The organism is Clostridium aciditolerans (assembly GCF_016316925.1).
In the GTDB taxonomy this organism is placed as follows: Bacteria; Bacillota; Clostridia; order Clostridiales; family Clostridiaceae; genus Clostridium_AM; species Clostridium_AM aciditolerans.
Window position 1 is genome coordinate 58,883 of record NZ_JAEEGB010000001.1, and the last position, 12,952, is coordinate 71,834.

Consider the following 12,952-nt stretch of genomic DNA (forward strand, 5'->3'; position numbering starts at 1 on the left):
TCAAAAATATATTTCATTTATTAAAAATTTAATTTTATCTTCTTTTCTGTTTCTACAGTTATCTTGCCATTTTTAATTATATATAATCTGTCTGGAATATCAATTATAGCGTTGTTAACTATCTTTGTATCCAATAGAACTAAGTCTGCTTTTTTACCTACTTCAATACCATAATCTTTTAATCCTAAAGCTTTTGCAGGATTGGTTGTTATCATTGGTAAAACAGTTGGCAAATCATCTGCCCCTCCTAAGTGTGATACTGGTATTGCAAGCATTGCTACCTGCATTAAATCACCATTTCCATAAGGAGTAAAGGCATTTCTAATATTGTTGGTTGCTAAACACATATTAACTCCACCATCACGTAAAGCTCTTACTGGAGTAACAGCACGTCTTACATTGTATTCATCCTTTCTTCCACCAAGATGAAGATCTGTAGCTGGCAAACTCATAACGCTTATTTTGGCTTTAGCCATAAGCTCAATGATTGGATTTAATTTTTCCTTTGCTAATGCTCCTAAGCTTGTAAGGTGTCCTACTGATACTCTTCCTTCAAAGCCTTCCTTTATGGTCTTTTCGCAGACATACTGTATTGTAATTCCATCTGCATCATCCTTAAAATCCTGATGAAAATCTATAGGCTTATCGTACTTTTTAGCTATTTCAAAAACTAAATCTATGTGTTCTTTTGCTGGTGAATCGTTATATGGAATTCCTCCTACAACATCTGCCCCCATGTCCATTGCCTTGTACATCATTTCTTCTGTACCTGGCGCCTTGAGTATTCCTTCTTGAGGAAAAGCGACTACCTGCATATCTATTAAATTCTTAAATTCTTCTTTAAGTTTCATAACTGTTTCAAATCCAGTAAATCCTTGTGATGGATCAAATTCTGAATGAGTTCTAATATGAGTAGTACCATTTTTTACAAGCATCATAAGGGCTTTTCTTGCTCTTTCCTCAACATCTTCCCTTGTAAAGGTTGGTTTAAGCTTTCCAGTAACCTCAATAGCTTCTGCCAAGGTACCAGATTTATTTGGAAGTCTATCTGCAATTAATGCCTTATCTAAGTGAATGTGACTTTCTATAAGTCCAGGAATTAAAACTCTGCCTTCTGCATCTATTTCTCTTGCAGCGCTTCCCTCAATACTGTTTTCAATAGCAGTTATTTTTCCATCCTTTATAGCAACATCCTTTAAGTTTTCTTCATCTTTAATTCTAACTTTTCTTAAAATAATGTCCATTTAACATACCCCTTTCTATTTTTAATTTACATTTTAATGAACTAGAAATGATATTATTAGTAGTAATAGTACAGATCCTCCAACCCATTTTCCATTACCTTTAACTACGTCAATAATAGGAAGTTGGAATCCTGATGAAAGAGCTTGCATTGTAATATTTACAAAACTTAACTGACTTCCTAAACCAACACCCATAGCTACAAATCCTAGTGCAACTGGTGAGAAACCTAGTGATGCTATTACAGGAAGCACTAATGCTAATATAGATGCTACGTATGCTCCTGCTGGTACTCCAACTAAGAACCCAGCAAATACTGCAGCTGGAACAACAAAGGCTGCTGGTGCCGCTTTTGTTACACTAACTATAGCAGCAAAAGCTCCAGTTTTTCCTATCATATTGATAAAAGTTAAGAATATACCAACTTGAAATAATCTTACAAGTATATATGTGGAACCATCAATCATGGCATCAACAGATTTATTTAAACTAAATTCAGTGCATATAAATATTAATACAAGAGTGATTATCGTATACGTCAATGGTGAAAGTAATGGGAATCCTAGTAATTTATTTACAAGTGGTCCAAAAATTACCGAGAACAATAAGACTATCGCTGGTATTGTGTTTTTAAACAATTGTCCATTTGTTTTATTTTTATATTCTTCACTCTCTTCACCTTGGAATAAAACTTTTCTCTTTTTAGCTCCATAGAAGCCTATAACTATCGCTATTGCTACAAATGCTAACCAGTAAATTCTCATTGTATCTACGTACTGTGCTACTTGTATATTTCCAAGCTTTGAAACTATACTGGACTCAAGTGATGCTGGGGATGTTGTAAATGATACCGCTGCTGCTATAGACATTGCAGCTATAAGTTCTGGAATTGCTCCTACTGCTGCAAAGGCAAGTGGTGCAATAACCATGGCACTTCCTCCGCCTATACCGGACATATAAGTTGCTGCTGCTTGTAGTATTACTATAAATGCTGCTAAGAATTCTACTCTTCCTTTAATTCCACGTTTTACAAGAGTAAGTGCTGCAGTATATCCACCAGATTGAAAAACTGCCATAGCTATAGCTGAGTTTACAATCGGTGCAGTATTTGAAAGCATAGATGGTATAGCTTTTAGAAAGAAATCATTAGCTTGTGCTAATGTAATTCCTCCTATTATCATCGCCATTACTCCACCAATAAAGCCTGCAACTAACATATTAACTCTTTTAAATAAAAGGACTAATATAACAATTAGAGGAATTATAGCTATTACTGCCTTAAACCCTTGTGGTGCTTTAACAGCCATTGTTTCATCTGCTGCAAATACTTGTGCACTACACAATAAAAATGTAAAGGTAAACACTAAAAGACTTGTCCATATATTTTTTTTCTTCATCATAAATCTTCCTCCTTGTAATTTAATATAAAGTTACTAATTTTTAGATATAACAGTTCCAGCACCCTCGCTAATTTCGCCTAATTTTTCAAGGGATGTAATTATTGCAACGCCTGACTTTGATGCTTCAACAAATGCAATAGCTGCTTCTATTTTTGGAAGCATACTTCCCTTTGCAAATTGTCCTTCTTCAATGTACTTTTTAAGTTCATTTACAGTTACATTTGTAAGTTTTTCTTGATTTGGCTTGTTGAAGTTAATATATACATTATCTACGCCAGTTAGGATTATTAGTTCATCTGCCTCAACCAGCTCTGCAAGCTTTTGAGATGCAAGATCCTTATCGATTACAGCCTCAACGCCTTTATATCCATTTTCAGTTAATACAACTGGAACTCCGCCGCCACCACATGAAATTGTGATGATGTCATTTTCAATTAGTTTTACAACAGCGTCGCATTCAACAATTCCTACAGGTTTAGGAGATGGAACTACCTTTCTATATCCGCGGCCTGAATCTTCTTTATATATGCAAGAATCCTTTTCACTCGCAAGGTCTGCTTCTTCTTTAGTTAAAAATGGTCCAATCGGCTTAGCTGGATTTGAAAATGCAGCATCCTTTTCATCAACACATACTTGAGTTACAAGTGATACTACTGTTCTATTTATGCCATTTTCATGGAGCATTTTACCCATCTCATTTTGCATCCAGTATCCTATGCTTCCTTGAGTCATAGAAACACAAGTATCAAGAGGCATAGCAGGATTTTTTATAGAGTCTGCTACCTGTTGTTGTAAAAGTAAATTCCCAACCTGTGGTCCATTCCCATGTGATATTATAAGCTGATTTCCGCTAGTGATAAGTTTCATAAGTTTTTCACAAGTAGATCTAATGGCAATTTTCTGAGCTTTTTCAGAAGCATCATCAGATAAAATCGCATTTCCTCCAAGAGCTACTACAATTCTTTTATTTTCCATTTTATAGATTCCTCATTTCTTAGATATTATTTAATTACTTGTACTTCTTTTTCATTTGCGAAACTAAATGCTATCATACCAGTTCTTTTGTCAAAGATTTTAATCCTAAAAAAAATCCAAACAAGGTATCATTTCCTGAGGTATGTCCAAATGATTGAACCTTCTTTATTATTTTTTCTATTACGTCTATGTTTTCTTCGTCTACCAATTTTATAAGTTCTATAAAATACTCACTTGTGTATCCGTCTATTAAAGCTTTAAGATATGAAACACTAATCATTGTAGTTGTATTTATAGTAATTACTGATTCAAGAGCTTCTAACCAATTGTAGATTTTATCAAACATCATAAGTGCTAGTGTAAAACCTATAAGAATATCATCTCCGCTAGGTGTTAACCCCTTACCTCTGCCAGAAAAAAAATTTATTATCTCTAAGTTTGTATTTAAATCCCATTTGTCAGAGTTCAATAATAAATCTACATATTTGCAAGTTTTATCTTCTAACTCAATACCTATAAGCGTACCAAATTCAATTTTTTTTAAATAGCTATATAGCTTGGTATTAGGTACCTCACTAAGCTTGCACCTTATTTGAGGAAGCTTTAAATTTACTTTTTCTATTTCTTTATAATCAATGCTTATAATTTCGTAAATACTGTAAAAAAACAGCTTATTATCTTTGTTTACAACAATATCATGAGTGCTTACAGAATTAAGCATTTGTTTCAGCTTTTCTTCTTTAATGTTTAGTCCAAATGCTGACAAAGGTTTACTTATAGAACCTATATAAATTAAAGAATCATCAAATCGTACATTGAGACCGCTATTAAATTTGCTGTGCACTTCACCAACACTATGATTTTTCAAATAGAGAGACAGCAAATTACTCTGTGCCTCTCTATTTTGATTCCTTCTCATTTCTACTCAGCTTCTATTCCCAATTTTTTTGCATATGCAATTATTGCTTTTTCAAAACAAGCTAGTGGTGCACGGACTGTTCCTGCTCCTATTTGACCTACTCCTGGATTTTTATGTGCTATTCCTGTATTTATTAATGGTGTAATACCAGTTGCTACTACTTTTCTAGCATCTATTCCAAGGCATGTTCCCTTGAAATCCCATGTTGGAATGCTCCAGTTTGAATTGTTTGAAATACAGATTTCATCCATTTCATTTGATACTCTTAACGCATCATCAAATCCGCCTGCGCCTACGAATCTTGTAACTCCAGGGGCAGCTACCATTGCCATTCCTCCAACTCCAACTGTCTCTGTGATCGCACTGTCTCCGATATCTGGATTTGCTTGATCTTCTGAGTATCCTGTGAAGTATAGTCCGTTTGGAGTGTTAACTGGTGCTGTGAACCATTCATCGCCCATTCCACTTATTCTTACTCCGAAATCTTTTCCGTTTCTAGCCATTGTTGTAACTACTGTACCGCTTATAATTTTTCTTGCACAATCTACGATAGACTTACCTGTTGCCATCATTATATTTAAGAAGAATTGATCTGTATCTGCCAAGAATTTTATTACGCTGTACTTTTCATTTTGGTCAATGTCAAGTTCAGTAATTAATGGTGTAATTTCTTTTAAGAAATTAAGTGAGGCAGCTATGTTTCTTTGGTGGAATTCATCACCCATAGTAATTGCCTTTGCAATAATTACGTTTAGGTTTAATCCTTCCTCTTTCTTCTTTAGCGCCTTAGATAATACTGGACCTAATACATCTCTCATCCATCTTAATCTGTTTATAACTTCTTCAGAGAATGCTCCGAATCTAAGCACTTTTCCCATACCTTCGTTCATTGTACAATATGCAACTGATCCATCTAGTTTATTTTCTACTACTACCACTGGCATGTTACCAGATGTAATTCCTCCCATAGGACCAACTGCGTTTACGTGATGACATGGTGAGAATTTTACCTCTCCGCTTTCTAGTAATGCTCGTGCACTCTTTTCATCCTTTGCCCAGCCTTCAAATAATACTGCTCCGATACATGATCCTTGCATTGGACCAGTCATATCTTTGTATTCTATTGGTGGTCCTGCATGAAGTATAACTTTGCCATTTAAGATTTCTATAACTGATTTTGCAGGTACTACATCAACTAGGAAAGGTTGAGAATTCTTCATCATCTCAATTACTTCATTATTGAATTCGTCTATTTCTTGAATTTTTGAAAGTTTGTTTAATATTTTTATAAGTGTTTTATTACCACCTGCTACTGGCTTCCAATCGTATTGCACTGTACTTCCGCCGTAAGCTGTGATAGATTCCGTAAAACTTGTAAGTCCGATGTTTACTATACGTGGCTTAGAATTTAAAAGTTCCATTACGTTTTCGCTAACTTCTGGTAATTCTTTCTTTTCAACCTTTGTTTCTACTACGTGCTTATCAGCTTCTTTAAATTCTATTCCCTTTAATTTAAGTGCAAGTCTTACTGCCTTTGCATTGCTTTCCTCTACTAATACTCCACATTCTTTTAATGTTTTCACTGCTGCTTCATAGCTTTGTGGATCCTGCTCTGTACCGCAAACAGTACCTACGAAGTATAGTTCTCTTCCATCTTCTTTTGCTGTTTGTATTGCTCCTTTAATTGCATCTGACAATACCCCTGCCATATCTGGATGTGAACCATATCCTAATACGCAGTCTAGAAGTATTACTCCTGTGTTTTTGTCCTTTGCGTATTCCTTTATCTTATTAATTCTAACTTCTGGATCAATCATTGGGTGCGGCTTTCCTTGTGTGTACATGTCATCTCCCAAGTCCATTACTTCGTATCCATTTACGTTTAGAATGTATCCCTCTTTTTTAGTTAATCCTCCAAGTTCTAATGCTTCAGAGATAAGCATTCCTGCTTCAGCTGCAAGTGTACCACCTGAGTAAAGTCCTTTTACTGTCTTATCTGCTGGTAATGGAGTCTTTACTTCGTATTCTATTTCCTCTAGGTAATTTGGCTTTACAGCCCTGTTATTTGCAAGGTCTACTGCAATTCTTGCAGTTTCTTCAAGAGTATGTGCCAAATATACATTGCCTTCGTGGTGATCTGGCTTTTCCCCTAAGAATATTGCAACTACAGGCTTTGATAAACTGTGTAATAACTCTACAATTTCATCTCTAACTTTTTTTGCTGGTGGTTTTGAAATTACTACAATTACATCTGTAGGATCATGATTTTCAAGTCCTAGTATAGCGTCTCTAACTGTTGTAGCATTAACATCTTCGCTTAAATCACGTCCGCCTGTTCCTATTGCATGTACAACTCCGCTTCCTAGTCTGTCAATTATAGTAGTGACTTCTTGTATACCAGTTCCGGAAGCCCCAACTATACCGATATTTCCGGGTTTTACTACGTTTGTAAAGGCTATTGGAATACTGGATATAATTCCTGTACCACAGTCAGGTCCCATTAATAATAGTCCTTTTTCGTGTGCTTTCTTCTTAAGCCTTACTTCATCTTCTAATGAAACGTTATCGGAAAATGAAAATACATTTAATCCTTTGTCAAGAGCCTTTTCGATCTCATCTGCTGCGTATTCCCCTGGTATTGAGAATAAAGCTAAATTTGCATCAGGCATCTGTTCTAATGCAGCCTCTAAGCTAGTTGCACTTTCAACATTATTTTTCTTTTTCTTAACTGCTAAGTCGCTTAAGAACTTATCAGCTTCAGTAAGAACATTTTCTACAACCTTCTCATCCTCTGTTTCAACTACGATTACCATATCACTTGGAGCAGCACTTTCAGCTTCAACTGTAAGAAGTCCACTATTTTTAAATATATCTTTATTTGCATTAGTACCCATCATGATTGAACATTTTGTTACACCCTGAAGAGTATTAATTGAATTAGTAAGCAACATAAGATTAATAGAATCTTGATAACTATTTTTCTTAATGACTGTGTATAACATTTGAAATCCTCCTTTATTGTGTTAATATAAATATATCATCATTTGTTTTCCTTTTCATTGGCACATAACACTAAAAAAAGCGATGTTTTTTATCTCTTAAGGATAAAGGAGTGATAGTTTGAATATCAAAGCTGTACTAAAGACACAGTCTCTTAACGGTTCAAAGGTAATTGCAGGTAAGGATGGATTATTAAATGAAATATATGGTGTAAATGTATTGGAAGCTCTTGATATAGAAAATTGGGGGAAATTTGGAGAGGTTATTCTTACAAGTTACTTTGCTCTTCATAATTTGAGCGATAGTGAATTAGATTCGTTTTTTGAAAAAATACATACAATCGGTATTAGTGCAATAATAATTAAACTAGATAGACTAGTGCATCAAATACCAAGCAAAATAATTGAATTATGTAATAAGCATTCAATTCCTCTAATTCAAATAAACAAGGAAGTAAAATATGAATCTATAATCCTAGATATCCTGGAACCCATAATAGATAAAAATGTGTATCTATTAAATAAATACTATGAAGTGCATAGTGAACTTACAAGTCTTGCGCTGAAAATACCTTCAATTGAAGAGATGCTTTATGAATTTAAAAAAATGATACTTCGGGATGTAAGCTTTATCAATTCTGCAAAAGGTACTGAAATTAGCACAAACCCTAAACTTTCTGATGTAACAATACTAGGTAAAAGCGAAGTCTTAAATGAAAAATATATGCAATTTAACTATGAGCGCTATGACGTAATTTATAATACTTCCAATCAGAAGAAGGCTGGAACACAAATTAGAGTTCATATATCTTATCTAGAATTTAATGATTATGAACTTATTATCCACGAAGAATCAGATCCAATTGATTCTGAAGACTTTATGGTAATAGAAAATGCAGTGAAATTTTTGCAGATGGAGCTTTTGAAAAAATATGTAATATCACAGAGCTTATTTCAACAAAAGAATAATATCATTAGTGATTTATTAAACGACAGACTCTATGATAGAAAGGACATTGATGATGTCTTAGAATCTTTGGAAATTAGCAGTTGCAAGTTTTATCAGTTAATTCTTATAAAGCTATATCAAGTAGATGAGAATAAAAACTTAGACAAAAATCTTATGCTTCCAATTTTAAGTAGAATAAGGAATAAGTTTAAGTTGATGTTTAAAGATATGGCTTTCTTAGAAAAGTCAGACAGAATAGTGTTTATATTTAACTTTAATGATGATAAGGATAGTATTAATATAGATAATATTGAAAAAATAATGCAAGCTCTAGTTGAAAATAACTTGTTTAAAGACTATTATTACCGTATAAGTATAAGTTCAAAAGTAGAGAGGGCAGATATACCTAAAGCTAATAAAGAAGTTTTAGATACTCAAAAGATATTAAGATCATTTCATAATTCTAATAAAATATTGTCTTATGAAGAGCTTGGAATCTATAAATTATTCTTAGAGTCAAATAGTTTAAACGAACTTCAAAAATTTATTCCACCTAAAATTAGTAAATTTGTACTTGAGTATCCTCAGCTATTTGAAACTTTAAAGATATTTCTTGACTCAAACCAAAGCTATATTACTGCATCAGAAAAACTATTTCTTCATCCTAAGACAGTTAGGTATAGGATAGATAAGACAAAAGCTATATTAAACATAGAGTTAACAGACCCAGAGGAAATATTGCAAATCCAAGTGGCCTCAAGGCTGTTTAAACTTATTGAACAGGAGGAGCATAAATGAATAATCCGAATACCTTTAGCTTTATAACAGAAGATAAGATTCAACTGACTATGAATTTATATCGAGCTAAAGATAATAGAAAGAATGTAACTATAATATATTTTCACGGTGGTGGACTGCTTTATGGAGTTAGTGATGATTTGCCAGAAATTTATATAAATAAATTTTTAGATTCGGGATATGACTTTTTGTCATTTGATTATCCTCTAGCTCCAGAAGCGAAGCTGAGTTTAATATTAAAATCAGCTTATGAGGAAATTCTCTACTATTTAGATAATAAGCAAGATATATTTGGATTGGAGAATAATGATTATATACTATTTGGACGTTCTGCAGGCGCATATCTATCCTTCATGATGTGTAATATGTTGATTAATAATGATATATTAATGCCAAAGGCAATTATAAGCCTTTATGGATACACAAGAATTGATGAAATGCAATTCAATGTTCCAAGCAAACATTATAACAAATTAGCTCAAGTACCTGAAGAAAGCATAAAAAAGATTCTCTCAGCAGCGCCAGTAACATACGGTCCGATAAATCTTAGATTTTCACTCTATATAAAAGCAAGGCAAGAAGGAACCTGGGTAAAATATCTTTGCAACGAAGAAAATCCAGCAAAATATTCAATAAAGGATGAAAGTCTTAAATATTTTCCACCAACAATATTAGCGGCGTCAACCCTTGATCCTGATGTACCATTTAAAGCATCTAAGCTGCTTAGCAGGATTATTCCAGAGTCTCATCTTATAACAATCTATGGCGAAGTTCACGACTTCGATAGAGATACAAATAATAGTATCGGAATATCAGTTTATGATGAGATAGTAAACTGGCTCGAAAACAAGATCTAAATTTAGGGAGTGCCGAGTATTTCATGGAAACCTAAAAAGGCTAAAAAATACCAAAGAAGACTATGATTATACGTCGCCTTTGGTATTCTACAATTACATACTTCGGAAACCTGGCAATTATAGGATTATATGTCCCTTAGACCCAGAGCTTTGCGTCCCCGCCTTTCGACGAGTTTGCTATTATCGGCACGCTATTTTTTAATAGTTCAATTTTAATATTGACACGAATACTTTCTATCTAACCCTTTTTACACATATTATTATACTTATATTTATAATATTTTACTTTCAAGAAATTTACCTCTCATATTCCCTCTTCGAGATTTCTTTTATGTTAAAAATCTTAGTTTTCACTTACATTTTCATGTTTAAATTCTTCTACTTTTATCTCACTATTATTTTTGGTTATAGTTAAAGTATCTATTCCATATGGAGGATTATGTGGTCCTACAAATGTTTCTATTCTAATTTTTAATCTATATCCCCTATCAATTTGTTCAATGTCTAAAATTCCTGCATTCATATATTGTCTAAACTCACCATAATAATTCTTAACATCCTCATCAATATATGGAGATAACATAGACAGAATAAATTGCTGATTTAATTTATCTTTAAATACATACTCAGGTAAAGGATTGCCTTCAAGATATATATTTGTCAGTGATAAATTTTTCAGCCCCCTTAATAGACTAATATCCGTAATTTTATTTTGAGATATATCCAAACTTCTTAAATTCTCTAATTTATCAAATCCTTTAAGATTATCAATTTTATTATTATCAACAAATAGTCGATTCAACTTAGATAATGAGCTTAATCCACTTATATCTATAATTTGATTATGTGATAAAGTTAATGCTTCTAATCCTGTAAGGGTTCCTAATCCTTTAATATTTTTTATTGTTGTTAACTTAGTTAAGTTTTTCAAAGAGCCGATATCAGATATTTTGTTCATTCCCAATGATAAATCTGTTAAATTAGTCAACTTGCCTAAAGGTTCTATATTCTCAACTTTATTAATATATAAATTTAAGTTATCTAAATTTATAAGTGTACTTAATGCTTGTAAATTTCTTATCTTATTGTTATACAAACTTAGAGATTTTAAGTTAGTCAACCTACTTAATGCACTTATGTCAGTAATTTTATTACTTTCCAAGATTTACTTCATTCTTAGAAAAACTTTTTACTGAATAAAACTTTCATATTTATATAGACTCTATCCTTATTCCTAACTTATACGAATAAAAATTAAACTTATTAAAAAGGTTATTGTAGAAAGTATTACAGCTATCATTAGCACTCCCGTTATTAAAATGTTATACCTTATTAAATCAAGATTTAATATATACTTTGATAAATTTAAAATGTTCACCATAAATAATATTAAAAATATAATCGACAGTCCTCTGAAAGCTCCCTTTATATCGGCAGAACTTAGAGATATGTGAGAGGATATACATATAGATATAAATAAAAATATATAGAAGTATGGATTTTCAAAGTTCTTCAAGGAGAATATAACTTTTACCAACCCAGAATAAGAATTAATTATTCCTTCAATTGTACTTTTGCTTAACACTGTAACATGTAAACTTTTAACCAATATATTGATAAACTTGTTATAAGCTTGTGGTATTATATATCTCATTAAAGCTAATATAGAAAAAACCCCTCCAAATATAGGTGCTATGCCTGTAAAAAAGTTACCTATCTGCTGATAAACGCTACCTTGATTATAGCTGTGTTGTACGTATCCCATTACTCCATTTTCATCTGGTTTTTGAAGTAATTTTATCTTAGTAATTTTATGCCCAAATAACAAAGCAACGATGGCGTGACTCAATTCGTGAATTGGAACACCAATAAGCCCTGTTATCATTAATGCCTTACTTCCAAAACGTCTCTGAAAATTTCTTATAGAATTATTTCGTAATACTCCAAGAAATAATCCGACTAAAACAATCATTCCTGTAAGATATACTGTTTCTATACAAGTTCTGATTAACAATTCGATCATAAATGTCATCATATGTTTTTACCCTCCGTCAATTGTAATGTACTAAGAAGCAAAAAAATCCCCCATTTTTGATTTAGTTTTAAATCAAAACAGGAGATTCTCTCTAAATCATATATTTCATTTTTTATCAGAACTACTTTTTGTGATTACATTAACTTTGCTATTAAAAACATGGTCTTCATTCCAAGTGAAGTAAACTTTTCCTCGTATTCAGTAACTACATTTTGCGTAAAATCACTTTTGTGTAAATCGTATGTTAAATACTCTATAGAAAATCCACTTTCTTTAAAATATTCCTGTGAATCCTCAAATAGTTCTGTATCGTCTGTTTTAAACCATATCTCACTATTAGGCTTTAAAAATTTCTTATATTCTGTTAAGAACTTTGTATGGGTAAGCCTTCTTTTATTATGTCTATCCTTTGGCCAAGGGTTACAAAAGTTAATATATATCCTGCTTATTTCATCCTTCTCAAAGACTTCGGCGATTCCAGCTATGTTCATAGGAATAAGCTTTGCATTTTGTAATTCAGTCTCTTCTAATTTTTTCAATGCATATATTAAAACTTCATCTTTAAGATCTACACCTATAAAGTTTATATTAGAATTTTGTTGTGCTCTAGTAGTTATAAATCTTCCTCTTCCACAACCTAATTCCAAGTATATATCATTATTATTCTTAAACTCTTGCTTCCATTTCCCTTTAAGTTCTTTGGGATTTATTACTACTAAAGGGCTCGCCTCCATCTCTGGTCTTGCCCACCATTTTTTTCTAAGTCTCATATTAAACC

The 12,952-nt window shown here is 32.5% G+C and carries 10 protein-coding genes and 1 riboswitch; of the genes, 2 read left to right on the forward strand and 8 right to left on the reverse strand.

Features of this window, described 5'->3' with window-relative positions; translation table 11 throughout:
* Positions 1–20 precede the first annotated feature (20 nt).
* The 5 genes from I6U51_RS00245 to I6U51_RS00265 all read right to left on the reverse strand — a co-directional run bounded on the left by I6U51_RS00245 (position 21) and on the right by I6U51_RS00265 (position 7,538).
* A complete protein-coding gene (locus I6U51_RS00245; RefSeq protein ID WP_211140599.1) occupies positions 21–1,244 on the reverse strand; it encodes an amidohydrolase family protein in 1,224 nt (407 codons plus the stop codon).
* A gap of 33 nt (positions 1,245–1,277) precedes the next feature.
* Positions 1,278–2,642, reverse strand: coding sequence for a hypothetical protein (locus I6U51_RS00250; RefSeq protein ID WP_211140600.1), 1,365 nt, complete (start codon positions 2,640–2,642; stop codon positions 1,278–1,280).
* Positions 2,643–2,675: 33 nt separating this feature from the next.
* Positions 2,676–3,617 (reverse strand): carbamate kinase, encoded by a 942-nt coding sequence (gene arcC, locus I6U51_RS00255; RefSeq protein WP_211140601.1) that lies wholly within the window; start codon positions 3,615–3,617, stop codon positions 2,676–2,678.
* Between the two features lie 73 nt (positions 3,618–3,690).
* Complete coding sequence (locus tag I6U51_RS00260; protein WP_211140602.1) at positions 3,691–4,536, reverse strand: oxamate carbamoyltransferase subunit AllH family protein; 846 nt, start codon at positions 4,534–4,536, stop codon at positions 3,691–3,693.
* Between the two features lie 2 nt (positions 4,537–4,538).
* The gene (locus I6U51_RS00265) at positions 4,539–7,538 is read right to left on the reverse strand and encodes a bifunctional FdrA/YlbE family protein (protein WP_211140603.1); all 3,000 of its coding nucleotides are present in this window, start codon (positions 7,536–7,538) and stop codon (positions 4,539–4,541) included.
* A gap of 118 nt (positions 7,539–7,656) precedes the next feature.
* Here I6U51_RS00265 and I6U51_RS00270 point away from each other — a divergent pair, with 118 nt between their 5' ends.
* Both I6U51_RS00270 and I6U51_RS00275 read left to right on the forward strand, forming a co-directional pair.
* Positions 7,657–9,282 (forward strand): PucR family transcriptional regulator, encoded by a 1,626-nt coding sequence (locus I6U51_RS00270; protein ID WP_211140604.1) that lies wholly within the window; start codon positions 7,657–7,659, stop codon positions 9,280–9,282.
* The gene (locus tag I6U51_RS00275) at positions 9,279–10,139 is read left to right on the forward strand and encodes an alpha/beta hydrolase (RefSeq protein ID WP_211140605.1); all 861 of its coding nucleotides are present in this window, start codon (positions 9,279–9,281) and stop codon (positions 10,137–10,139) included. The genes I6U51_RS00270 and I6U51_RS00275 overlap by 4 nt, the downstream gene beginning before the upstream one ends.
* Positions 10,140–10,240: 101 nt before the next feature.
* Positions 10,241–10,328: riboswitch (cyclic di-GMP riboswitch) on the reverse strand.
* 154 nt (positions 10,329–10,482) lie between these two features.
* Here the strand turns inward: I6U51_RS00275 and I6U51_RS00280 are convergent.
* The 3 genes from I6U51_RS00280 to trmB all read right to left on the reverse strand — a co-directional run bounded on the left by I6U51_RS00280 (position 10,483) and on the right by trmB (position 12,944).
* Complete coding sequence (locus I6U51_RS00280) at positions 10,483–11,301, reverse strand: leucine-rich repeat domain-containing protein (protein ID WP_211140606.1); 819 nt, start codon at positions 11,299–11,301, stop codon at positions 10,483–10,485.
* A 72-nt stretch (positions 11,302–11,373) separates the two neighbouring features.
* Positions 11,374–12,171 carry a M50 family metallopeptidase gene (locus I6U51_RS00285; protein ID WP_211140685.1) on the reverse strand — a complete coding sequence of 266 codons (798 nt, stop codon included), beginning with the start codon at positions 12,169–12,171 and terminating at the stop codon, positions 11,374–11,376.
* 137 nt (positions 12,172–12,308) lie between these two features.
* On the reverse strand, positions 12,309–12,944 hold the full coding sequence (gene trmB / locus I6U51_RS00290) for a tRNA (guanosine(46)-N7)-methyltransferase TrmB (protein WP_211140607.1): 636 nt from the start codon (positions 12,942–12,944) through the stop codon (positions 12,309–12,311).
* Positions 12,945–12,952 lie beyond the last annotated feature (8 nt).